19 protein-coding genes, 1 pseudogene and 1 riboswitch are annotated in these 23,695 nt (G+C 70.7%); of the genes and pseudogenes, 8 read left to right on the forward strand and 12 right to left on the reverse strand.

Features of this window, described 5'->3' with window-relative positions; translation table 11 throughout:
- Positions 1-7: 7 nt before the first annotated feature.
- The 8 genes from ACQEU8_RS10800 to ACQEU8_RS10835 form a co-directional block, all read right to left on the reverse strand.
- Positions 8-700, reverse strand: a complete 693-nt coding sequence (locus ACQEU8_RS10800) for a trimeric intracellular cation channel family protein (RefSeq protein ID WP_433099275.1) — start codon at positions 698-700, stop codon at positions 8-10.
- Positions 701-874: 174 nt separating this feature from the next.
- Positions 875-2,011 (reverse strand): ABC transporter ATP-binding protein, encoded by a 1,137-nt coding sequence (locus ACQEU8_RS10805; protein ID WP_433102303.1) that lies wholly within the window; start codon positions 2,009-2,011, stop codon positions 875-877.
- Positions 2,012-2,037: 26 nt separating this feature from the next.
- Positions 2,038-3,243 (reverse strand): ABC transporter ATP-binding protein, encoded by a 1,206-nt coding sequence (locus ACQEU8_RS10810; RefSeq protein WP_433099277.1) that lies wholly within the window; start codon positions 3,241-3,243, stop codon positions 2,038-2,040.
- Positions 3,240-4,238, reverse strand: coding sequence for an ABC transporter permease (locus ACQEU8_RS10815; protein ID WP_433099279.1), 999 nt, complete (start codon positions 4,236-4,238; stop codon positions 3,240-3,242). The genes ACQEU8_RS10810 and ACQEU8_RS10815 overlap by 4 nt, the downstream gene beginning before the upstream one ends.
- 152 nt (positions 4,239-4,390) lie before the next feature.
- The gene (locus ACQEU8_RS10820) at positions 4,391-6,142 is read right to left on the reverse strand and encodes an ABC transporter substrate-binding protein (RefSeq protein WP_433099281.1); all 1,752 of its coding nucleotides are present in this window, start codon (positions 6,140-6,142) and stop codon (positions 4,391-4,393) included.
- 68 nt (positions 6,143-6,210) lie between these two features.
- On the reverse strand, positions 6,211-7,209 hold the full coding sequence (locus tag ACQEU8_RS10825) for an ABC transporter permease (RefSeq protein WP_433099283.1): 999 nt from the start codon (positions 7,207-7,209) through the stop codon (positions 6,211-6,213).
- A 317-nt stretch (positions 7,210-7,526) separates the two neighbouring features.
- Positions 7,527-8,318, reverse strand: a complete 792-nt coding sequence (locus ACQEU8_RS10830) for an enhanced serine sensitivity protein SseB C-terminal domain-containing protein (protein WP_433099285.1) — start codon at positions 8,316-8,318, stop codon at positions 7,527-7,529.
- Between the two features lie 123 nt (positions 8,319-8,441).
- The gene (locus tag ACQEU8_RS10835; protein WP_433099287.1) at positions 8,442-9,245 is read right to left on the reverse strand and encodes an enhanced serine sensitivity protein SseB C-terminal domain-containing protein; all 804 of its coding nucleotides are present in this window, start codon (positions 9,243-9,245) and stop codon (positions 8,442-8,444) included.
- A 202-nt stretch (positions 9,246-9,447) separates the two neighbouring features.
- Between ACQEU8_RS10835 and ACQEU8_RS10840 the strand changes: the two genes are divergently transcribed.
- Positions 9,448-9,993 carry a hypothetical protein gene (locus ACQEU8_RS10840; protein ID WP_433099289.1) on the forward strand — a complete coding sequence of 182 codons (546 nt, stop codon included), beginning with the start codon at positions 9,448-9,450 and terminating at the stop codon, positions 9,991-9,993.
- Positions 9,994-10,266: 273 nt separating this feature from the next.
- Here the strand turns inward: ACQEU8_RS10840 and ACQEU8_RS10845 are convergent.
- Positions 10,267-10,881, reverse strand: a pseudogene (locus ACQEU8_RS10845) (AAA family ATPase); the annotation flags it as partial.
- Positions 10,882-11,066: 185 nt separating this feature from the next.
- Positions 11,067-11,197, forward strand: a riboswitch (glycine riboswitch).
- 182 nt (positions 11,198-11,379) lie between these two features.
- Here ACQEU8_RS10845 and gcvT point away from each other — a divergent pair.
- The 4 genes from gcvT (at position 11,380) to ACQEU8_RS10865 (ending at position 15,903) form a co-directional block, all read left to right on the forward strand.
- On the forward strand, positions 11,380-12,549 hold the full coding sequence (gene gcvT, locus ACQEU8_RS10850) for a glycine cleavage system aminomethyltransferase GcvT (RefSeq protein ID WP_433099291.1): 1,170 nt from the start codon (positions 11,380-11,382) through the stop codon (positions 12,547-12,549).
- A gap of 110 nt (positions 12,550-12,659) precedes the next feature.
- Positions 12,660-13,040 (forward strand): glycine cleavage system protein GcvH, encoded by a 381-nt coding sequence (gene gcvH / locus ACQEU8_RS10855; protein ID WP_433099293.1) that lies wholly within the window; start codon positions 12,660-12,662, stop codon positions 13,038-13,040.
- 88 nt (positions 13,041-13,128) lie between these two features.
- Complete coding sequence (glyA, locus tag ACQEU8_RS10860; protein ID WP_433099295.1) at positions 13,129-14,403, forward strand: serine hydroxymethyltransferase; 1,275 nt, start codon at positions 13,129-13,131, stop codon at positions 14,401-14,403.
- Positions 14,404-14,520: 117 nt separating this feature from the next.
- Entirely contained in the window at positions 14,521-15,903 is a 1,383-nt protein-coding gene (locus ACQEU8_RS10865; RefSeq protein ID WP_433099297.1) for an L-serine ammonia-lyase, read from the forward strand.
- Positions 15,904-15,954: 51 nt separating this feature from the next.
- Here the strand turns inward: ACQEU8_RS10865 and ACQEU8_RS10870 are convergent, their stop codons facing one another.
- On the reverse strand, positions 15,955-17,682 hold the full coding sequence (locus ACQEU8_RS10870; protein ID WP_433099299.1) for an ABC transporter ATP-binding protein: 1,728 nt from the start codon (positions 17,680-17,682) through the stop codon (positions 15,955-15,957).
- Positions 17,679-19,433: an ABC transporter ATP-binding protein gene (locus tag ACQEU8_RS10875; protein ID WP_433099301.1), complete on the reverse strand. Its 1,755-nt coding sequence runs from the start codon at positions 19,431-19,433 to the stop codon at positions 17,679-17,681. Before ACQEU8_RS10875 ends, ACQEU8_RS10870 begins: the two co-directional genes overlap by 4 nt.
- 77 nt (positions 19,434-19,510) lie before the next feature.
- On the opposite strand from ACQEU8_RS10875, the gene ACQEU8_RS10880 reads away from it, so the two are divergent.
- From ACQEU8_RS10880 to ACQEU8_RS10890, 3 genes are all read left to right on the forward strand, one after another.
- Positions 19,511-20,485 (forward strand): helix-turn-helix domain-containing protein, encoded by a 975-nt coding sequence (locus tag ACQEU8_RS10880; protein ID WP_433099303.1) that lies wholly within the window; start codon positions 19,511-19,513, stop codon positions 20,483-20,485.
- Between the two features lie 10 nt (positions 20,486-20,495).
- Positions 20,496-20,936, forward strand: coding sequence for a DUF6153 family protein (locus tag ACQEU8_RS10885; RefSeq protein ID WP_433099305.1), 441 nt, complete (start codon positions 20,496-20,498; stop codon positions 20,934-20,936).
- 79 nt (positions 20,937-21,015) lie between these two features.
- Entirely contained in the window at positions 21,016-21,630 is a 615-nt protein-coding gene (locus ACQEU8_RS10890) for a DUF305 domain-containing protein (RefSeq protein ID WP_433099307.1), read from the forward strand.
- Between the two features lie 195 nt (positions 21,631-21,825).
- Here ACQEU8_RS10890 and ACQEU8_RS10895 read toward each other — a convergent pair whose 3' ends face one another.
- Positions 21,826-23,619 carry a glycosyltransferase family 2 protein gene (locus ACQEU8_RS10895; RefSeq protein WP_433099309.1) on the reverse strand — a complete coding sequence of 598 codons (1,794 nt, stop codon included), beginning with the start codon at positions 23,617-23,619 and terminating at the stop codon, positions 21,826-21,828.
- Between the last annotated feature and the right edge of the window lie 76 nt (positions 23,620-23,695).

Genomic DNA, 23,695 nt, shown 5'->3' on the forward strand with positions numbered 1-23,695 from the left:
CGCTTTGTTACCCGTGGGTAGGTGCTTCTGGGGTGCCGCCCGCCGCCTCCGTGTCCACCTTCGCACTGCTGCGCTTCCAGGCCCGCGGCGCACGCCAGTTGAAGCGCAGGGCCAGCAGCCGCAGGACGAACGCCAGCAGCGCGGCGCCCACCGCGGTGCTGGGACGTACCGCGTCCAGGTGGATCAGCAGCGCCACGGCGCTGGAGCCGACGATTGCCGGAACCGCGTAGATCTCCCGGTCCCAGCGCAGCAGGGAGGGCACCTCGTTCGCCAGTACGTCGCGCAGCACACCGCCACCGGCGGCGGTGGCCAGGCCCATCACGACCGAGGACGTCAGACCCAGACCGTACTCATGGGCCTTGAGCGTGCCCGTCACACAGAACAGGCCCAGCCCCGCCGCGTCGAAGACGCTCACCGCCTTGTTGATCCTCTCGACCTCCGGGTGGAGGAAGAAGACCAGGACGGTGGAGACGAGCGGCGTCAGGAAGTAGCCGAGATCGGTGAAGGCGGCCGGGGGAACCGCGCCGATGACGACATCACGGAAGAGGCCGCCGCCGAGGCCGGTGACCTCGGCGAGAACGGCGATACCGAAGACATCGAAGTTCCGGCGGACCGCCAGCAGGGCCCCGGAGATGGCGAAGACAAAAATGCCGGCGATGTCCAGCCAGTGCTGCAGCGGAGGACTGAAGAGGGTTTCCACCGCACCTTTGTATCCGGAGACGCAGGCGCCCCGAAGGGGCGCGGGGAACTGCGCGCTCAACCACCACGAACCCGCAGCCCGCGCGAGGCAGGCAGAGGCACCCCCTCACCGGGAAACCGGAGAGGGTCGGAGGGCTGGGCCGGGCCCGCAAACTCGGCCCACCCCCCGGAGGGGTCAGCTCTTGCTGACCCCGACCTCGCGCAGCAGCTTGGTGTCGCCCGGCTCCTGGTCCGGAGCGTTCTCCGGGTGGTGGCAGGCGACGTTGTGGTCCGTTGCCAGCTGGACCAGCGGAGGCTCCTTGGTGCGGCAGACCTCCGTGGCCTTCCAGCAGCGGGTGTGGAAGCGGCACCCCGACGGCGGGTTCATCGGCGAGGGCACATCGCCCTGCAGCAGGATCCGCTCCCGGCTGTCCGCCGCCCTGCGGCGCGGGTCCGGCACCGGCACCGCCGACAGCAGCGCCCGGGTGTACGGGTGCATGGGCGTGTCGTACAGCGACTGCCGGTCGGTCAGCTCGACGATCTTGCCCAGGTACATCACCGCGATCCGGTCCGAGACGTGCCGGATGACGGACAGGTCGTGCGCGATGATCACGTAGGTCAGACCGAGCTCTTCCTGGAGGTCGTCCAGCAGGTTGACCACCTGCGCCTGGATGGACACGTCCAGCGCGGAGACCGGCTCGTCGGCCACCACCAGCTTCGGGCTGAGGGCCAGCGCCCGGGCGATACCGATGCGCTGGCGCTGACCGCCGGAGAACTCGTGCGGGTAGCGGTTGTAGTGCTCGGGGCTGAGCCCGACCACCTCCAGCAGCCGCTGGACCTCCTTCTTGACGCCGCCCTCCGGCTGCACCCCCTGGAGCTTGAACGGCGCGCTGACGATGGCGCCGACCGTGTGCCGGGGGTTCAGCGAGGAGTACGGATCCTGGAAGATCATCTGGACGTCGCGCCGCATCGGTCGCATACCGCTGACGCCCAGGTGCGTGATGTCCTTGCCCTGGAACTCGATGGTGCCGCCGGTCGGTTCGAGCAGCCGGGTGATCAGCCGGCCCATCGTCGACTTGCCGCAGCCGGACTCGCCCACCACGCCCAGGGTCTCGCCGGCGCGGACCTCGAAGTCGAGGCCGTCGACCGCCAGCACCGCGCCCACCTGCCGCTTGAAGAGGCCCTTGGTGACGGGGAAGTGCTTCTTGAGGCCGCTGACCTTCAGCAGCGGCTCGCCCTCGCGCGGCTCGGCCACCGTGCCCAGGCCGTCGGCCGGCGCGGTCGTGGAGCCTGCCGTCTGCTCGGAGCCCGGGGATTTCTCGGGTTTCGTCATCGGCTCGTCGTCCTCACTCACGGCGCTCACAGCTTGGGGGCAATCTCTTCGTTCCAGATCCGCTCCCTGTCCTCCTGCGCCATGTGACAGGCGGCCAGGTGCCCGGGCTTCACCTCGCGCAGCTCGGGCCGCGAGGTGCGGGTGACGTCGCCCCCGGGGACGTCCGCGTACGGGCAGCGCGGGTTGAAGGCGCAGCCGGAGGGGACGTTGATGAGGCTGGGCGGCGAGCCCTTGACGGGGATCAGGCGGTCGGACCGGTCCCGGTCGATCCGCGGCATGGAGCCCAGCAGGCCCCAGGTGTAGGGGTGCTGCGGCTCGTAGAAGACCTGCTCGGCGGTGCCGTACTCGACGCAGCGCCCGCCGTACATCACCAGGATGTCGTCGGAGAGCTCGGCGACGACGCCCAGATCGTGGGTGATGATGATGACGGCCGAGCCGAACTCCTTCTGCAGGTCCCGGATCAGGTCGAGGATCTGCGCCTGGACGGTCACATCCAGCGCCGTGGTGGGCTCGTCGGCGATCAGCAGCTCGGGGTTGTTGACCAGCGCCATCGCGATCATCGCGCGCTGGCGCATACCGCCGGAGAACTCGTGCGGATAGCTGTCCACCCGCTTGCCCGGCTCGGGGATGCCGACCCGGTCGAGGAGCTCGACGGCGCGCTTGCGGGCCGTCTTCTTGTCGACGCTGTGGTGGACGCGGTACGCCTCCACGATCTGATGGCCGACGGTGAAGAAGGGGTGCAGCGCCGAGAGCGGGTCCTGGAAGATCATGGAGATCTCACGGCCGCGCAGCTTGCGCACCGTCTCCGGGTCGGCGCCGAGCAACTCCTGGCCGTTCAGCCAGATCTCGCCCGAGAGCTGCGGACGCTGCCTGCCGTACTGGCCGACGGTGTGCAGACCCATGATGCCGAGCGAGGTGACGGACTTGCCGGAGCCGGACTCGCCGACGATGCCGAGGGTCTTGCCCTTCTCCAGGGTGAAGGAGAGGCCGTCGACCGACTTGACGAGGCCGTCCTGGGTGGGGAAGTGCACCCGCAGGTCGCGTACTTCGAGGAAGGCCGTGGGCGGCTGCTTGTCCAGCTCGGGCTCGCCGGGCGCGGTACCGGAGCCGGTCAGGTCCGACGCCATGGCCGGGTCGGCCGCGGGAACGGCGTCCTCGGGTGCGTCCGCGCCGGTGTCGGGCTCGGTCCCGGGCTTCTTGTCCTTGTGGGACTTGTGCTCGTGGTCTGTCATCCCAGCCTCACTCGTGGGTCGATCACGCCGTACAGCAGGTCCACGATGAGATTCGCGATGACGACGGCGGTTGCGGTGATGAGGGTGACGCCCAGGATCAGCGGGAGGTCGCGGTCGGTGATCGCCTTGAGCACGGCCTGCCCGAGTCCGGGGATGCTGAAGGTGGTCTCGGTGAGGATCGCGCCGCCCATCAGGGCGCCGATGTCGATGCCGAGGAGCGTGAGGACGGGCGTCATGGTGGAGCGCATGGCGTGCTTGCCGATGACGACCGGTTCCTTGAGCCCCTTGGCGCGGGCGGTGCGGATGTAGTCCTCGCCCATCACCTCCAGCATGGTGGCCCGGGTCAGCCGGGCGTACATCGCGCCGAAGAGGAAGGCGAGGGTGATCCAGGGCAGGATCATGCCGCTGAACCACTTGGCCGCGTTCTCGCCGAACGGGGTGAAGGAGTTGCTCACCAGGTCGAGCTGGTAGGCGAAGACGGCCAGCGAAATCAGACCGGTGAAGTAGACGGGCAGCGAGACGCCGGCCAGGGCGCCGGTCATGGCCAGCCGGTCCCACAGGCTGCCCCGCTTGAGTGCGGAGAGCACACCGACGGTCAGGCCGATGAGCAGCCAGATCAGGGCCGCGCCGAGCGCGAGGGAGAGCGTGACCGGGAGCCGGTCGGTCAGTACGGGCCAGATCTCCTGCTCGGTACGGAACGAGTAGCCGAAGCAGGGCGCCGAGCAGTGCGTGGTGTCGCCCCCGGAGGTGTAGTCCCGGCCGACGAGCAAGCCCTTGAAGAACTCGAAGAGCTGCACCAGGACCGGGTCGTCCAGCTGGAGCTTCTCGCGGACGGCTTCCAGGCTCTCCTTGTCGGCCTGCTTGCCGACGAACATGGTGGCCGGGTCGATCCCCGTCCACTTGGGGATCAGGAAGAAGATGCAGAAGACCGCCAGGATGATGACGACCAGCATCACTGCGACGGCGAACAGCCGCCTGATGAGGTATGTGAGCACTGCTCTCCGGCCGCCCGTCGGCGGCCCGGGCCCACCCCCGGTCAGGGGGTGGGCTGCCGGGCCGCCGTAGCGGCCTTCACCTGCCCTTCGTGCCAGCGGCGGGTGGCGCCGTCAGATGGTGATGTCGGTGGCGGATACGGTGACCGCGGCGGTCACTTGACGCCCAGGGACGCGAAGTCGTACCAGCCGCTGAAGGAGTCGGCCGCGTAGGCGTTGGTGAGCCGGTCCGAACGCCACTGCACAACCCGCAGGTAGGTCAGCGGCAGGTAGTAACCGCCCGCCATGACGTCCTTGTTGACCTCGGCGTACTTCTCGGCGGCCTTGTCCGGGTCGAGCTCGGCGATCGCGTCCTCGAGACCCTTGTCGATCTTCTTGTCGTCGATCAGGGCGTAGTTGTTGTTGCCGTTGTCCCGGATCTTGGAGCTGTGCCACAGCTCGATGCCGTAGCCCTGGCCACTCGGGAAGTCGGGGCCCCAGCCGTAGAGGACCATGCCGTAGTTCTTCTTCTTGACCGTGGCCTGGTTACCGACGATCGAGGAGCCCTGGGCACCGTCGAACTCGTCGATCTCGACCTTGATGCCGACCTTCTTCAGCGACGCCTGGATGGCCTCGGCGGACTTCACATCGGCCTTGTCGGTGTTGCGCACGGCGAGCGTGGTGCTGAAGCCACTGGGCTTGCCGCACTTCTTGAGCTCGGCCTTGGCCTTGGCGACATCGGCCTTGCCGCCGTTCTTGCGGATGCCGTACTGGTCGTCGCTCTCCTCGTGGCCGGGGACCACGGGCGGCAGCATGTTGACGGCAAGGTCACCGCCGGCGGTCGGACCACCGCGCGCGGTCTGCACTGACTTGTGGTCGGTGCCGTAGATGGCGGCCTTGCGGCAGTGGATGTTGTCGAACGGCTTCACGCTCTGCGGGAAGGCCACGTAGGAGATGAACCCGGTCTGCGGGTTGTCCACGTTGCCCTTGTGCTGCTTGAGCGCGCTCTGCCGGCCCTGGACCTCCATACCGCGCTGGTTGAGGTCGAGGTCGGCGTCACCGTTGATCAGACGCTTGTCGCGCTCGTCCGGGTTGGTGAGCAGCGTGACCTGGATCTGGTCGGGCAGCGCCTTGCGCAGCGGGTCACTGGTGTGGTCCCAGTGCTTGTTGCGCTCCAGGAGCAGCGACTTGTTCGGGGTGTACGACTTGAACTTGTACGGGCCCGAGGAGAAGGGGTGCAGCGTGTACTTGGACTTGGTGTCCTTGTCCTTGCGCACCGGCGAGTTGGTGGGCATCGCCAGCATCTGCTCGAAGTCACCGTTGGGCTTCGCCAGGTGGAACTCGATGGTCTTCTTGTCCGGCGTCTTGATGCCCTTGAACTCGCTCTTGTCGTCGTACGGGCCCTTCCACTTGCCGTCCGGGTCGAGGACGTCCTTGAGGTAGGTGGGACCGCCGGAGAGGGTCTTCTGCGCCCACTGGCGCTCGATGCCGTACTTGACGTCCTGGGAGGTGATCGGCTTGCCGTCCTCCCACTTCAGGCCGTCCTTCAGGGTGTACTTGTAGGTCTTGCCGTCGTCGGATATCTGAGCGTGATCGGTGGCCAGGTCCGGCTTGAGGTCGACGCTCTTCTTGCCCGGCTTGGGGTTGTAGCTGACCAGCTGGCGGCTGTAGTAGCGCGCGAAGTCGAAGGCGAAGGCGTAGTACATCCGCGTGGTGTCCCAGGAGTCGGCGTCCTGGACACCGACGAACTTCAGCGTCCCGCCCTTTTTGTTCGAGGCGTTGGCGACCTTGTTGACACCCGCGTTGTACTCGCCACCGCCCTCGCTGTCGCTGTCGCCCCCGCCGCAGGCCGTGGTGGCCAGCAGCGTGGCGGCGGCGACGGCCGAGAGCGCGGCCAATCGGCGCCTCGATGCGCGTAGAGATGTCACGTCTCGCAACCTCCGTGGTAGGTCACGGCCCGCACGGGCTGGGCGGGGCCGGGGTCTGGGATGGGGGATCAACGGGTGCCCTTCGGATCCAGTGCGTCGCGTACGCCGTCACCGAAGAGGTTGAAGGCGAGCACCGTGATGAAGATGGCGACGCCGGGGATGATCATGTACATCGGGTCGGACTCGTAGTACGTCACGGCGTCGGAGAGCATCGAGCCCCAGGAGGCGGTCGGCGGCTTGACGCCCACGCCGAGGAAGCTGAGCGCGGCCTCGGTGAGGATGTTGGTCGGGATCATCAGCGTCATGTAGACGGTGATCGGCGCCACCAGGTTGGGCAGCAGCTCCTTGCCGATGATGTAGCCGCGCCCGGCGCCCAGGCTGCGGGCCGCCTCGATGTACTCCCGCTCGCGCAGCGAGAGCACCTGGCCGCGCACGATGCGGCCGATGTACGGCCAGCCGAAGAAGCCGATGACCAGGATCATCACCAGCAGCCGCACGCCCGTGCCGGTCAGGCCGAACAGGTCGTTCGGCATGACGGAGATCAGCGAGATGATGAACAGCAGCTGCGGGAAGGCCAGCAGCATGTCCATCACACGGCTGATGAGCGCGTCCAGCCAGCCGCCGAAGTACCCGGCGAGCGTGCCGAGAATGGTGCCGAAGATGACGGCGACGAAGGCCGAGAGGAAGCCGACGAGGATCGAGACACGCGCCCCGTAGACGATGCGGGTGAGGATGTCGCGACCGCTGACCGGCTCCACACCCAGCAGGTGGTCACCGGAAATACCGCCGAGTGCGCCCTTGGGGGTGCTGAAGAGCGGGTCGATCAGATCCTCGTGCCGCTCGTTCGGCGACTGCCCGGTCAGCGCCGCGATCGCCGGTGCGAAGATCGCCACCAGGACCAGCAGCAGCACGATCGTGCCACCGATCAGCGCCACCTTGTCACGCTTGAGGCGCTCCCAGGCGATCCGGCCGAGTGAGCGGCCCTCGATCGCCTTCTCGGCCTTGTTGAGCGCCGGCTCCACGACCGCGGTTCCCGCGGCCGTTTCCTCGTGCAGTGGTGCCGTCATCGTGTTGGGGACCCCTTCTCGACCGGCAGTTGACCAGTCCACGCACACCGCTGTAGCGGTCAATATTCTGAAGACGTTCGCAAGCCGTTCGGTCGGAAGGCCGGACATCGGCCTCCTGGTGGCTTATGGCTCGGGAGTCTTCATCGCGGTCACGATCAGTCGCCAGACCTCCCGGGGAAAGGATGCGCAACTGTGATGTGACGCGTCATGTTCCGTTATGCGGACGGAAATTGACGTTCAGCGGTATGAGACCTGGGAGTTTGCCCAGATCTGGGCGGTCTGCGGCGCCGAAAAGGCGTCCGAATTCCGACCCCGTTTCAGAAGGGGCGCGGATAGCCGTAACCGAAGCCGGGAGCCGGCGGACGGGTCGCGTCATAGCCTGCCGGAGCATGTGCGTCGCGGTCGAAGAAAGGCCGGGACTGACTGCGCATCCACATCGCCACCGGGTCGAAATCATCGGCCATGGCGACGCTGGAGACGGGAAGCCCGCCCGGGACCGCGGTGACCGACTGGGCCATCATCCGCCGCGCGGCTTCGACCGACGCCGGGCCGTTGTCGTAGAGATCCAGCCCGATGGCCAGATACGGAACGCCCAGCGCGGGCCGGACCCAGGCGCGGCGCAGCGACCGGACGACGGGTGTGTGGTGTGCGTTCTGCGTCAGCAGTGCGTAGAACTGCGGGATCTCCAGGGTGGGTTCACTGATCCGCAGCGGACCGGCCGGAAGCTGTTCGAGGCCGACCGCGATCCGCCGCAGGTCCAGCCACGGAATGCCCACACCGCCGCCGGGAGCGTGCGGATTCAGCCAGATTCCCCAGCGGTCCGGAAAGAGCGCCGCGGCGATGTCCCGGCCGCCGACGACCTCGTGCGCGCGGTTCCAGCCGGAGGCCGCCAGCTCCTGCGCCGAGGTCACACAGGGCGCGTAGCCGTACCCGGCCACTTCCATGTTGCCGTACTGGGCGTCGGGGGAACCGGGCCGGCCGTTCCACAGGAGCATCCACACCTGGCTGCCCGAGAGCGCCTGGAGCAGGGCCTCGTAGGTCTCGTAGCTGTCGACCGCGCCGGGCGCCACCCGTCGCAGGAGCATCTCGACGCTTCCACCCGCGCTCACCTGGGCCGCCCTTCCACCACTGCCGCCGTTCCTGCCCGACTCGTCGCCCCTCACCGCTATCCAACCAGCTTACGAGCGGGCCCGGACATCAGTACTCGTACTCAGCTCGGCTCCATTCGACCCTCAGACGTGGGTCTCACGGGTGTAGAAGGGGCGCACGCACTGCCGCATCCACTCCACCACCGGGTCCTCGGCCGCATCGAGCAGCACCATCTGCACCGGCCAGGGCACCTGGGCCAGATGCAGCGCCCTGCCGAGCGCATCGTGCGCCGCCTGCCGGGACTCCGGGTCCAGCAGATCGAGTTCCACCCCGATGAACAGCGCGGGCGGATCGCCCTCCATGCTGGCCAGCCCCCGGCGGGCCGTCCGCACGGCCGGGAGCGCGGCGAACTCGGCTGCGGCGGCGGTGAGGAAGGAGAGCGGGTCGTCCTGCCAGTCCGGCTCGAACAGCCGCACCCGCGCCCCTCGCGCCACACCCGCGACGGCCTGCTCGGCCGGGGTGTTGCCGCACAGCTCCGCGACGGCCTCCGCGGGCAGCGGCACCCCCACCGTCCCCTCCGGGTTCACGGCGATACCCACCCCCGGGGGCAGCCCGCGCGCGAACTCCCTGGCCGGGGCGATGGTGAACGACATGTGCGAGCCGACGACGTTCAGGAACTGCTCCTCGGAGCTGAAGACCGGCACATAGACCGCACCGTCCAACTCGATGGTGGGCAGGTCCAGTTCACGGCTCTGCGGACTGCCGCCCTCCGGGAGCGGGACCCAGACGCTGCTGCGGCCCAGCACCTCCAGCAACCGGGCGCCCGCGTGCGGCACCTGGAGCGAGGCGGCCAGGGCTTCCTCCAGCTCGTTGCCGGGCCAGCCGCCCCCGTGCCCGGGCCCGAAGTGCTGCGGCTGCTGCGGCTGGGGCTGCGAGGGAACTGTCATACGAACAAGCCTATCCATGATCTCCGCGCCCGGTCCCGGGAGGGAGGCGCGCACGGTACCCCGGAGGGCGGCGCGCACGGTCCCTCGCGGGAGGGCGGGGGAACACATCCGGCGACGCTCGGGTTGCGGCCCCCACTCATCGCCCGAAAAGTGGTTTCCGTCCCACTACGTGCCATGGGGCACGGATATTGGAGGAGAGCACATGCGCGTGAACAGAATCACCGCCACCGCCGTCACCGTCTCCCTGGCCGGCTCGCTCGCCATCGGCGTGGCGGGCGCGGCCTCCTCCGCGGCTTCCTCGCTGCCCGCGGACAACACCCCGGGACACCGGCCCGGCGTCCACCAACCCGCCGACCACGACACCGGGACCGAGCAGGGCAAGCCGGAGCCGTCGGGAGGCCACGCCCAGGAGCAGCCGCCTGCGCAGCAGCAGCCCGCGCAGCCGCAGCACCCCGCCCAGGGCCAGCAGGCGAAGCCTGCCGCACCGCAGGCGAAGCCCGGTGTTCCGCAGGACGACCCGCTGGACCAGGGCAAGCCCGCGACGGGGCAGAAGCCGGCACAGCCGGAAAAGCCGCAGCAGCAGAAGCCGTCGGGGCAGCAGCCGTCCGAGCCGAAGCCCGCGAAGCCCGGTGAGTCCGGCCAGGCCGCGACGCCCGAGAAGCCGGCCGGCCAGCACCCCGCGCAGGGGCAGGCCCCGGAGAAGCCGGCTCAGGGGCTCACGCCGCAGGCACTGGCCCCCAAGCACTGATCCCGGAACCGCTCATCCTGGACGGGGGCCGCTGACCCCGGTCACACCGGGAGCCCGGCCACAGGTGTCCTCGTCCACGGTCCCGTCGCCCCTCGCGGGCGGCGGGACCGCCGGTGTGCCCGGCCCGGCCCGCGCGGGCGGCACGGGCGCCACCGGGGCAGGCGTCGTCGGAGCGGGCACCGGAGCGGGCGCGGGCACCGGCCGACCCGGGGTGGCGGGCGCGGGCACCGGGCGTACATGCGTGGAGACCGCCATCGGCACCGAAGCGGGCAGCCGCTCGAAGAGCACGGACCGCAGCGCCTGGGCCGCGCTCCGGTCCAGCAGCACCGAGGAGACGCAGCCCGCCGGCAGCCGCCCCGCCTCGGCCGCCGACCGCAGTCTGCGTACGGCACGCAGGTGACGGCGGAAGGCGTACCCGGACACCCGCCTGCCCCGCGCGGTCTGCCCGGCCAGCGCGTCCTCGGGCGAGACGTCGAGCAGCAGCAGATGCAGCGACCGGCCCCGTCGCACCGCGTCCCGGGCCAGCCAGCGGCGCACCCAGCTCTGCGTACCGCAGTCGTGCACCACGACCGCGGCCCCCGAGCCGAGGGCCGCGCGCAGCCCCGCGTAGTGCGCCAGCCGTACCAGCGGCCGGTAGACGCCGTACGGCAGCCAGCGCGGCATGCGCCTCTCCCAGCGCTCACGGGTGTCCTGGGAGTCGATCCGGATGACATCGGCGCGAGCCGGAACCGCGGTCCTGATCAGGGTGGACTTGCCGCCGCCCGGCAGTCCGGAGACGACCACCACGTCTCCGGCGCGGTAGCGCAGCGTCCGCGCCCGGGCGGTACGGCGCAGGTCGTGGCGGACCACGGTGCGGGCGGCGGGCCCCGCCCGCGCACCCCTCGGCATCGCGTCCGCGCCGCACAGGCTGCTCAATGGATCTCCCCTTCCCCGGACGGCGGCTCCGCCACCGCCTCTCCCAAGTATGTAAAGAAAAGGTAATGTGATTCAAGGCGAACGGGCTTGCGCTCAGGGGCAGCCACGGCCCGCTCACCCGTGCGATGATGTCCGCACTCAACTCCATACCGGCCGTTCGAACCCGCGCGGGAGAGTCCCCGGCAGGCGGCAGCAGCAATCGCACGCCAGCACCGCAATCGCACGTCGGGGCGCCGAAGGAGCAAGATCCTCCCTTGAATCTCTCAGGCCCCGTTACCGCGCAGGCTAGGCAGATCTGAAAAGCGGACCGTCGCGTTCCCGCCTGGCGGGGTGCGATGGTCCCACCCAAGGTGCAAGCCGCGCTCCAGCCGTTCGGGAGCTGTCGGCGAACCTCTCAGGTTCCGATGACAGATGGGGAGGACATCCGCGTCATACCCCTTGTGGGGACTCATTGGGACTCTGGGAGCCTGCATGACTGAGCCACCGGCCACCGGTAATACCACAGCCGACACGGCTGCCGTTCCGCGGAAGACCGCGCTGGACGCCACGCACCGCGCGCTGGGCGCCACCATGACCGACTTCGCGGGCTGGGACATGCCGCTGCGTTACGGCAGCGAGCGCGAGGAACATCTGGCGGTCCGCTCGACCGCCGGTCTCTTCGACCTCTCCCATATGGGAGAGATCACCATCACCGGACCGCAGGCGGGCGAGCTGCTGGACTACGCGCTGGTCGGCAATCTGTCCAAGCTGGCCGTGGGCCGTGCCCGCTACACCATGATCTGCGACGAGGACGGCGGCATCCTGGACGACCTGATCGTCTACCGGCTGGGCGAGCAGGACGAGCTGGAATACCTGGTCGTCGCCAACGCGGCCAACGCGCAGACCGTCCTGGACGCGCTGGTCGAGCGGCAGGACGGCTTCGGCGCCGAGGTGCGGGACGACCGCGACAAGTACGCGCTCATCGCGGTCCAGGGCCCGGCCGCCGCGGGCATCCTCAAGAAGCTGACCGACTACGACGTGGACGGGCTGCGCTACTACGCGGGCGTGCGCGACATCGTCGCCGGCAAGCCCGCGCTCATCGCCCGAACGGGGTACACGGGAGAGGACGGATTCGAGCTGTTCGTCTCCCCCGACGACGCCGTCGCGGTCTGGGAAGCGCTGACGGAGGCGGGCAAGGACGCCGGCCTGGTGCCGTGCGGGCTCAGCTGCCGCGACACGCTGCGCCTGGAGGCGGGCATGCCGCTGTACGGGCACGAGCTGTCCACCTCGCTGACCCCGTTCGACGCGGGCCTGGGCCGGATCGTCAAGTTCGAGAAGACCACGAACGAGGGCCGGTTCGTGGGGCGGGACGCGCTGGCCGCGGCCGCGGAACGCGCCGCGAGCGCACCGCCGCGCAAGCTCGTCGGACTGATCGCCGAGGGGCGCCGGGTACCGCGGGCCGGTTACCCCGTGGTCGCCGACGGCGCCGTTGTGGGCGAAATCACCTCCGGCGCGCCCTCGCCGACGCTGGGCAGGCCGATCGCCATGGCATATGTGGACGCGGCGCACGCGGAACCCGGCACCAAGGGGGTCGCCGTGGACATCCGGGGCTCCCACGAGCCGTACGAGGTCGTGGCGTTGCCCTTCTACAAGAGGAGCTGAACCCTCCGCGGGAACTGAGCCCTCTCCACCGGCGGGCCGTGTTCGAGCCCCCCGTTCCACCTGCCAAGACCGTTTTCACTGCACCTTTCGCATCCGGGAGAATCAGACTCATGAGCAACCCCCAGCAGCTCCGCTACAGCAAGGAGCACGAGTGGCTGTCGGACGCCGAGGACGGCGTCTCGACGGTCGGTATCACCGAGCACGCCGCCAACGCGCTCGGTGACGTCGTCTTCGTCCAGCTTCCCGAGGTCGGCGACACCGTCGCCGCGGGCGAGACCTGTGGCGAGCTGGAGTCCACCAAGTCCGTCAGCGACCTCTACTCCCCCGCCTCCGGTGAGATCACCGAGATCAACCAGGACGTGGTGGACGACCCGGCGCTGGTGAACTCCGCCCCGTTCGAGGGCGGCTGGCTGTTCAAGGTGAAGGTCTCCGAGGTGCCGGACGACCTGCTCTCGGCCGACGAGTACGCCGCTTTCGCCTCAGGCAGCTGAGGCGCCCGCCTCGGGTGACCGAGGTCCGCCTCGGATCGCCCGAGGCCGCTTGCCCACCCCGCCGCCACTTCCCAGGGACGGTTCTTCCATGTCGCTTCTGAACGGTTCTCTCCACGAGGTCGACCCCGACGTCGCCGCCGCCGTCGACGCCGAACTCCACCGCCAGCAGTCCACCCTCGAGATGATCGCCTCGGAGAACTTCGCTCCGGTCGCCTCCATGGAGGCCCAGGGTTCGGTCCTCACCAACAAGTACGCCGAGGGCTACCCCGGCCGCCGCTACTACGGCGGCTGCGAGTACGTCGACGTGATCGAGAACCTGGCCAGGGAGCGGGTCAAGGCGCTGTTCGGCGCCGAGGCCGCCAACGTACAGCCGCACTCCGGCGCCCAGGCGAACGCCGCCGCGATGTTCGCGCTGCTCAAGCCGGGCGACACCATCCTGGGTCTGGACCTGGCGCACGGTGGGCACCTCACCCACGGCATGAAGATCAACTTCTCCGGCAAGCTCTACAACGTCGTCGCCTACAAGGTCGACGAGCAGACCAGCCGGGTCGACATGGACGAGGTCGAGCGGCTGGCCAAGGAGCACCGCCCCAAGCTGATCATCGCGGGCTGGTCCGCCTACCCCCGCCAGCTGGACTTCGCCGCCTTCCGCCGGATCGCCGACGAGGTCGATGCCCTGCTGATGGTGGACATGGCGCACTTCGCCGGGCTGGTGGCGGCGGGACTGCACCCCAGCCCGGTGCCGTACGCGGACATCGTCACGACCACCACGCACAAGACCCTGGGCGGTCCGCGCGGTGGTGTGATCCTGTCGAAGAAGGAGTACGCCAAGAAGATCAACTCCGCGGTCTTCCCCGGCCAGCAGGGCGGTCCGCTGGAGCATGTGATCGCCGCGAAGGCCGTCGCCTTCAAGGTCGCCGCCAGCGACGACTTCAAGGACCGGCAGCGGCGCACGCTCTCCGGCTCGCGCATCCTCGCCGAGCGCCTGCTGCGGCCGGACGCGGTGGAGGCCGGTGTCTCCGTACTGTCCGGCGGCACGGACGTCCACCTCGTCCTGGTGGACCTGCGCAACAGTGAACTGGACGGCCAGCAGGCCGAGGACCGGCTGCACGACATCGGCATCACCGTCAACCGCAACGCCGTGCCCAACGACCCGCGGCCGCCGATGGTGACCTCGGGGCTGCGCATCGGGACGCCCGCGCTGGCGACCCGCGGGTTCCAGGACGAGGACTTCACCGAGGTCGCCGACATCATCGCCGAGGCGCTGCTGCCGGGCTTCGACGACACCAAGGGCAAGTCCCTCGCCGCGCGGGTCACCGCACTTGCGGAGAAGCACCCGCTGTACCCCACCCTGGGTAAGTAAGGCCCTTGCGCCGGAGGGGCTGCGTCAGCCCCTCCGGCGTCCGCACCACCCCGGCCCGCGCCACCGCACCGCACCGCACCGCAACCCACTGGCCCCACACGGGCATGGAGCCGCACCATGGCAATCTCGGTCTTCGACCTTTTCTCGATCGGCATCGGCCCCTCGAGCTCCCACACCGTGGGCCCGATGCGCGCCGCCCGGATGTTCGCACGGCGGCTGAAGAACGAGGGCGCGCTGGCGCACACCGCCTCCGTACGCGCCGAACTGTTCGGCTCCCTCGGTGCGACCGGTCACGGCCACGGCACCCCCAAGGCCGTCCTGCTCGGCCTGGAGGGCGAGTCCCCGCGCACGGTCGACGTCGAGACGGCGGACGACCGGGTGGCACGCATCCGCGCGGAGGGCCGGCTGCGCCTGCTCGCCGCCGAGATAGGGGATGCGCACGAGATCGCGTTCGACGAGCGCACCCAGCTGATCCTGCACCGGCGCCGTTCCCTGCCGTACCACGCCAACGGCATGACGCTCTTCGCCTACGACGAGGCCGGGACGCCGCTGTTGGAGAAGACCTACTACTCGGTGGGCGGCGGCTTCGTCGTGGACGAGGACGCGGTCGGCGAGGACCGCATCAAACTGGACGACACCGTCCTGCGCCACCCGTTCCGCACCGGCGACGAACTGCTGCGCCTCACCCGGGAGACCGGGCTGTCGGTCTCCCGGCTGATGCTGGAGAACGAGAAGGCATGGCGCACCGAGGACGAGATCCGCGCGGGCCTGCTGGAGATCTGGCAGGTCATGAAGGACTGCGTCGCGCGCGGCCTCGCCCAGGAGGGCATCCTGCCCGGCGGCCTCAAGGTCCGCCGCCGCGCCGCCGTCTCGGCACGCCAACTGCGGGCCGAGGGCCAGGTCGAGGCGCACGCCATGGAGTGGACGACGCTCTACGCCATGGCCGTCAACGAGGAGAACGCGGCGGGCGGCCGGGTGGTGACCGCGCCGACCAACGGCGCGGCGGGCATCATCCCCGCTGTCCTGCACTACGCCCACCACTTCGTGCCGGGCGCCGACGACGACGCCGTGGTCCGTTTCCTGCTGGCCGCGGGCGCCATCGGCATGCTCTTCAAGCAGAACGCCTCCATCTCCGGCGCCGAGGTGGGCTGCCAGGGCGAGGTGGGCTCGGCCTGCTCCATGGCCGCCGGCGGTCTCGCCGAGATCCTCGGCGGCAGCCCCGAACAGGTGGAGAACGCCGCGGAGATCGGCATTGAACACAACCTCGGCCTCACCTGCGACCCGGTCGGCGGACTGGTCCAGATCCCCTGCATCGAGCGCAACGGGATGGCCGCCGTCAAGGCGGTCACCGCGGCCCGCATGTCCCTGCGCGGCGACGGCCGCCACCATGTCTCCCTCGACAAAGCCATCAAGACGATGCGCGACACCGGCGCCGATATGAAGGTCAAGTACAAGGAGACCGCGCGGGGCGGGCTCGCGGTGAACGTCATCGAGTGCTGAGCGCACCGCCTTTGACCAGGCGGCAGCCCCGCGGTGGTGCGAGGCTCGGCGTCAGCTGGGACCCGACGCCGGGCCGGCCGGTGACAGCGTGAGGTTCCAGTACTCGGCGTAACGCCCGCCCCGCCGCAGCAGTTCGTCGTGGCTGCCCTGCTCGACGACGCGGCCGCCGTCCAGGAAGACGACCCGGTCGGCCCGGCGGACGGTGCGCATCCGGTGCGCGACCATCACCACCGTCCGGCCCGCCATCAGCCGCTCGATCCCGGTGTGCACGGCGGCCTCGCTGACCGGGTCCAGGGCCGAGGTCACCTCGTCGAGCAGCACCAGGGGCGCGTCCTTCAGCAGCGCCCGTGCGATCGCGACGCGCTGCCGCTCGCCGCCGGACAGCAGCGCGCCGCCCTCGCCGACGTGCGCCGACCAGCCGCCGGGCAGCCGCTCGACCACCTCGTCCAGCAGTGCCGCGGCGGCGGCAGCACGCACCTCGGCGTCGGTGGCGTCCGGACGGCCGAGGCGCACGTTGTCCTCGATGGTGCCGTCGAAGAGATAGACGTCCTGGAAGACGATGGCGATCCGCGACATCAGCTCCGCCGTCGCCATCTCCCGTACGTCCACGCCACCCACCCGCACCGCGCCGGCATCCACGTCGTAGAAGCGGGCGAGCAGTTGCAGCAGCGTGCTCTTGCCGGCGCCCGACGGGCCGACGACGGCCAGCCGCTGCCCCTCCGGTACGGACAGCGACACCGCGTCGGCCACGGTGCGGCCGCCGTGGCGGAAGGTGACGGAGTCGAACTCCACGTCGTGGCCAGCCGGTCGGAGCGGTTCGCGGGGCTCCGGCAGCGGCTCGGTGTGCAGCACGTCGTCGAGGCGCGCCAACTCGGCGCGGGCGGCGCGCAGGCTTCCGCCGATCTCGGCGAGCGACAGCAGCGGGTCCGCGCAGCGGGCGGCGAGCACCAGGACGGCCAGGACCTCGGCCGCGCCGATGTCCCCGCCGAGAGCGAGGTACGCGCCCAGGGCGAGCAACCCGGTGAACACCGCCTGCACGGTGGCCGCCAGCCCCAGCACGCCGGGCAGCGCCGACAGCGTGGCCCGGCGGGAGGCCAGCTGCTGGTCGGCGAGGGAGTCGTCGAGCAGCTGGAAGCGCTCAGCCGTGCGGCCGCCGGCCCGCAGCACCGGCTGGGCCTGGAGGTATTCGATGACGCGGCCGGTGGCCTCGCGCTCGCGGGCGACGCGCTCGGCGTCGGTGGCGGTGGTGGCGCGTGCCGTACGGAACTGGATCACGGCGACGATGGGCACGGCGGCCAAGGCGGCAAGGCCCAGCTGCCAGTTGAAGGCGAGCATCACTCCGACGATCGTCAGCGGCGTCACACAGGCGGAGATGAACGGCGCCAGCAGGTGCGCGATCACGCCCATCGCCTGCAGCACGCCCTGGCTCGCCAGGACCGACACCTCGCCGATGCGGCCCGGCCGGTACCAGCCGATGGGCAGCCGGGCGAGGTGATCGCCGAGCCGGTAGTACATGCCGTGCAGCATCGTGGTCCCGGCGCGGAAGCCGGACCGGTCGCTGACGTAGCGCAGCACGGCGTAGCCCGCGACCGCGGCGCCGAAGGCGAGCAGCCAGGGCCAGGCGTCGTCGGGCGTGCCGCCGAACAGCGCGCGCAGCACGGGGACCAGCAGGGCGTACGACAGTCCTTCGGCGAGGGCGGTCGCGGTCATGAGGGCGACGGTGCGGCGCACCCGCCCGGCGTACTCGCGGCCGAGCACGCGCAGCAGCGTGGTGATCATCGGGTCTCCTCCCCTTCGGTCACACCGGCGTGGAGCTGCCAGAACGCGGCGAACTCCCCCTTCAGTGCGAGCAGTTCCGCAGGTGTGCCGTGCTCGACGATCTGCCCGTCGCGCAGCATCACGACGGTGTCGGCATCGGCGATCGTCTCCATCCGATGGGCGATGACCAGCGTCGTCCGCTCGCCCCGGGTCAGCGCGAGAGCCTCGCGTACCGTCGCCTCGGTCCGCGGGTCGGCGAAGGCGGTCGCCTCGTCGAGGACCAGCACGGGGGCGTCGGCGAGCAGCGCGCGGGCGATCGAGATCCGCTGCGCCTCGCCGCCGGACAGCCGGGCGTCCTCGCCGATCACCGAGTCGTAGCCGCGCGGCAGCTCCAGGATCCGGTCGTGGATGTTGGCCAGCCGGGCGGCGCGGACCACATCGTCGTGGTCGGCGTGCGGTACGGCCAGGGCGATGTTGTCGGCGACCGAGGCGCGCAGCAGCCGTACGTCCTGGAAGACGAACGACACCCTCCGGTACAGCTCTCGGCTGCCCACCTCGCGCAGGTCGACGCCGCCGAGCAGCACCGCGCCGTGGTCCGGGTCGAAGAACCGCGGAAGCAGCTGCACCAGCGTGGACTTGCCGCTGCCCGACGGCCCGACGACCGCGGTCACCGTGCCCGGTTCGAGTACGAGGTCGACGCCGCGCAGGACTTCGCGGTCGGCCTCGTAACCGAAGCGGACCTCGCGCAGCTCCACCCGGTTCCCCCGCGGCGCGACCGGTTGTGCGGGCTCGGGCAGCGCCTGCACGGCGAGTACGTCCCGGATCCGCCCGAGGGCGCGCCGCGCGGCCTGCAGATCGTCGAAGCCGTGCCCGAGCGCGGCAACCGGAGCCGTCAGTCCCAGGCCGAGCAGCAGGAAGGGCAGCAGATCGGCCGGCGCGAGCCCACCGCTGACCCGGTACGCGCCACCGATCAGCACCGCCAGGAGCACGAACGGCGGCGACAGCGCCACCTGCATCCCCGCGGCGACCCCGGACAGGCCGCGCACCATCGCGTAGAAGCTGCGCGTGAAGTCGTCCACGGCGGTACGGAACTCGCGGTGCGCGCGGTCGGCGCCGCCGAACGCCTTGACCACCGCGATGCCCTGCACGAATTCGACGACCGAGGCCGAGATCCGGCCCATCGCGGCGTCGAACTCCTTCTGCTCCCGCAGCCGGACCGGCGTCATCATCAGCGGCACCAGCGCCACAGCCAGCAGCACCGGGATCAGCGTGATCAGCGTCAGCCGCCAGTCCACGGTGACGAGGTAGACCAGCGAGACCAGCGGCACCACGAACGCCGACACCAGCTCCCCGGGCGTATGGGCGATGACCGGATGTACCGCGCTGACGTCCTCCCCGACCAGCTTCGCCAGCTCACCGCCGCGCCGCCGGGACAGCCAGCCGATCGGCACCCGCCCCAGGCTCGCGGCCAGCTGCCGGCGCAACGACAACTGCACATGGCCGTCGAGCAGGTGCCCGACGCCGGACGACGCGGCCGTGAACAGCAGCCGCACGAAGAGCCCGGCCGCGCCCGCGATGACGACGTCGCGGACGTGCCCGTGGTCGGCGGGGCCGGGCGCCAGCAGCGTACGGCCCAGCTCGACGACCGCGAGCAGCGGCACGAGACCGGCGACGGCGCCGATGACCTGCAGGATGACGACGGCGGCGAAGCCGCCCGCGTAGGGGCGCAACAGGCGTCTCACGCCCGGTTGGGCGGTTGTGGTGGTAGGCATGCGCCCACCTTCGCCGCCGGTGCGGACCGATGGATTGGAGAAATGTTTCCGTCAGCGGGCCCCGTAGCATGGCGGTCATGCCAGTTGCCGTGCGAGAGCGCGACGATGCCGCCGTCTGGGACCTCGTCCGCCCGGCCAGGCCCAGCCGCGTGCCCGGTGTCGTCCTGTCCGGGTTCCGCGACCGCGGCCCGGCACCGGTCGACCACCGGCTCGACCCGCATCCGGTGGTGACGCTGGCGCTGGCCTGCGGCGACGGTGCGCCGGTCATCTACGACGACGCCGGGCGGCGGCAGGCGGAAAGCCTGGTCACCGGGCTCGGATTCGGCTCCGGAGGCGCGGTGCGAATACGGGCCGCGAACGTCGAGTGGCTGCAGGTGCGCCTGTCCCCCGCGATCGCGCGAACGGTGTTGGGCGTGGGCCCGGCGGATCTGGAAGGCTCCGTGGTGTCCCTCGCCGACTTGTGGGGCCACCAGCGGACAGCACGCATCGCCGAACAGTTGGGCGTGGCCGCTTCCTGGGAGGAGCGCTTCGCCCTGGTCGAAGCGCTCCTGGCCCGTATGTCCGCCGAGCAGCCGACCATCGACCCGGAGCTTGCCTGGGCCTGGGACCGTATCGTCGCGGGCCACAACCACGTACGGGTCGGTGGGCTGGCCGCCGAACTCGGTTGGAGCCGCAAGCGGCTGTGGTCCCGTTTCCACGCGCAGATCGGGCTGCCGCCCAAGCGTGCGGTGCGACTCGTCCGCTTCGACCGCGCCGCCACCCTCCTGGCCATGGGCCAGGAGGCGGCCCGGGTCGCGGCCGACTGCGGTTACGCCGACCAATCCCATCTGCACCGGGACGTGCTGGCGTTCACAGGGGTGACGCCGGCGACCCTCGCCGGCGCCACCCTGGTACCGGCCGGCGACCTCGCGTGGGCGGACCACGTACCGCGCCTTTCTCAGCCCCCGGCCGGAGCCGGTTCGCGGTCATCGGCCTGCGCCGCCGGGGCGCATCGAGTGCTGAGGCCGTTGACGTTGCCCGTCGGTGATCGGGCGCCGGGGGCGAGGCTTTAGGATCGAGCCCATGACCAGTCCGCGCCACACCCGACCGCCTTGCCGGGCGTCCGCGGGGTGGCTGCTGGTCCTGGTGGTGCTGACAGGGCTGTTGGCCATGCACGGCCTCGGTCCGGTGCCCACTCTCGGTGGTGCTCACCACGGCGGCGCCTCGACGGGGCACGGCCAGGCCGGCGTCGCACACCAGCAAGAACGGAACGCTACGGCGCATGGTGCGGACGGCGGCTGCCATCAGCCGGCGTACGACCACGGCCACGGTGACGGGCACCTCGGCCACGCCGACGCGACATGTGCGGCGAGCGGTGTCAGCGGCAGCCCGCCGCCGGCCGACCTCACCGCGAACGAAAACGCGGACGTCACCCGCGGTACGCCGGTGACCGGCTCCGGCCCGGCGACCGCCACGCAGCGGGCACCGCCTTCGCTCGCGCAACTCCAACTCCTGCGTATATAGGCCGCGCCACACGGCGCCGGCCGCGGTCGGCGCTGCCCGGCCGAACCGATTCCTTTCAACACGCAGGAGCGACATCACCATGACCACACACCGTTTCACCGCGCGTACCGCAGCGGCGGCAGCCATGACAGCCGGCGCCGCGCTGGTCCTCGCAGCCTGTGGCGGCGGCAACGACCACCACAAGGGCTCTTCCTCGTCCCCGTCCGCGAAGGGCAAGCACAACGCCGCGGACGTGACCTTCGCGAAGGGGATGATCCCGCACCACAGGCAGGCCGTGGAGATGGCCGAACTGGCCGCCTCCCGCGCCTCCTCGCCGAAGGTGAAGAAGCTTTCGGCGGACATAGAGAAGGCACAGGGCCCCGAGATCAAGAAGATGTCCGGCTGGCTGAAGTCCTGGGGCGAGCAGGTTCCGCCCAAGGACTCCGGCATGGAGGGCATGGACCATCACGGGCAGCACCACATGCCCGGCATGATGAGCTCCAAGGACATGGACAAGCTGAAGAAGCTGTCCGGCAAGGAGTTCGACACCGCCTTCCTCAACATGATGGTCGCCCACCACAAGGGCGCCGTCTCCATGGCCGGGACCGAGCGGCAGAAGGGCGCCTACAAGCCCGCGAAGGACATGGCGAAGGACATCGCCGACTCCCAGACCGCGGAGATCACCCAGATGAACACGCTGCTCGGCAAGCGGTAGCCGGGGGCTGCCTCGGGGCCGCGTCGACCGATGCGGCCCCGAGGGGCTGCGCTCGCAGCGGGTGGGGACGGGACCCGCGCCCCGTCAGGGGCGCGGGGAACTGCTCCCCCAGCCTTCGGCCGGGAGGTGCCCCCACAAGCCACGACGCGACCTGCAGCCCGCAAACGACAGGCAGGGGCACCCCGTTACCGGAAGTCAGGTCCGGGCCGCCGAACTGGGTGCCCGGCGCTGCCGCGGAGGACGCACCTGGCGGGGCACCGGCTCCCCGGCGGCGGCCTCCGGTACGTCGATCGCGTGGCCGCGCAGCGGCTGCGAGGTGCGCCACCCGCCGCAGCCCAGCTGGAAGTACAGGTCCCAGGTGCCGGGCGCCAGCGGACCACTGTGGTCGGCCGTCGCGGGGTCGATCGTGAACTCCGCCTCGAAGCGCAGCGTACGGACATCCTCCTGACGGCGGCCGGCGCCCCGCAGCCGCGCGGCCAGACGTGCCGCACGCCTCGTGACCGTCTCCGCCAACCGCTCCGCCATCCGCTCCGGCACCACCCTCGACACCGCCTTCGACGCCCTCCGCGCCGCCTTCCGGCATCCGGACCGGAGCCGGCCCACCGGCCCTCCTGACCCTCCCGGCCCGGAACCGCTGCCCACCGCGACCGGAACCTCCGCCACCCGCCAGGTGGCCGGCACGTTCAGCACGGTGCCGCCCTCCCGGTGCCGGAGCTGGCCGCGGACGTTGCTGCGCCGTACGGCCTTGGCGAAGTCGGCCCGCGCGGCGGCCCGTTCCACCGCGGCGACGCGTGGCGGCAGCCGCAGCAGCAGACGGTCACCGTCGCGGGAGAAGACCAGCGGAACAGCGCCCCGCCCCCTCCCCCGGCCGCCTCCGCGCCGTACCAGGGAGGTCGAGCAGCGGACCGTGAGCTGTCCCTCCCGCCACGACGCCGATTCCACCCGGGGCCGGTACACGATCCCGGCCTCGAAACGTGCCTGCTCCTCCAGCAGCGCGCGGTCGCCGTGCCGGGCGAGGGCGGCGACGATCCGCAGCCGGGTGGGCAGGGCGGTGTCCGTCTCCGGGGGCAGTTCGTCGGCCAGCGCGCCGACGGCGTCGATCCACTCGGCCCTGCGCTGCTCGGGCTGGTCCAGCAGCCGCTTACCGGCGATACGGTCGAGCGCCTTCTTGCCGTACCACCGGGCCACCAGCCGGTTCCGGTGCCGGCCCGGCGGCACCCGGGTGTCGGGCGCGTCGAGTACGGCGAGGACCCGGCGGATGCTCTCGACGTAGGGGTGCGGATCGATGGTCCGGTAGCTGACGTTGTGCTTGCCGTCGTTGTGCCGCACCCAGTGGTAGCAGGTGTAGTCGTGCACCGTGGCCACCCGGTCGGTCAGGAGGAAGGCCCGCAGGGTGAACATATGGTCCTCCAGCCGCACTCTGCCCTCCGGGAAGCGCAGCCGGTGCTCGCGCAGGAAGGCGCGGCGGAAGAGCTTGTGCACCGTCATCGAGGTCAGCAGCGTGGTGTCGGTGCGCAGGTCGCAGGAGGTCATCGGCTTCTCGAACAGGGCACGCGGCGCCTGCCGTCCGTGCCCGGCCATCCGGCCGATGACGATGTCGGCGCCGGTCTCCCGCGCCCGCGCGTACAACCGCTCAAGGGCCTCGGGCGCGAGCCGGTCGTCATCGTCCACGTAGTGCACGAACTCGCCTCTGGCCAGGTCCGTTCCGATGTTGCGGGGGCGACCGGGCCAGCCGGAGTGCTCGGCCCGCACCACCCGCGCCGTCGCCTGCGCGCCCTGCTCGGCTATCTCGGCCTCCAGCAGTGCGACGGTGTCGTCGCTGGATTCGTCGTCCACGTAGATGATCTCGAACTCGGAGCGGGGCATGGTCTGCGCGAGGAAGGAGCGCAAGCCGGTCAGGACGGTCTCCCCGGTGTTGTACGTGGGGACGACGATGCTGACCTTGACGGGCTCCTGGCGGGCTGGGGTGCTGGGTACTGCGGTGTGCACTGCGGCCTTTCGTCTGGGGTTCCCCTGGTCTGCTGAGCCTCTGGACGGCGTCCTCCCGGCCGGGTGCCCTGGGCCC

It is taken from the genome of Streptomyces sp. CA-250714, assembly GCF_050936705.1.
Lineage (GTDB): Bacteria > Actinomycetota > Actinomycetes > Streptomycetales > Streptomycetaceae > Streptomyces.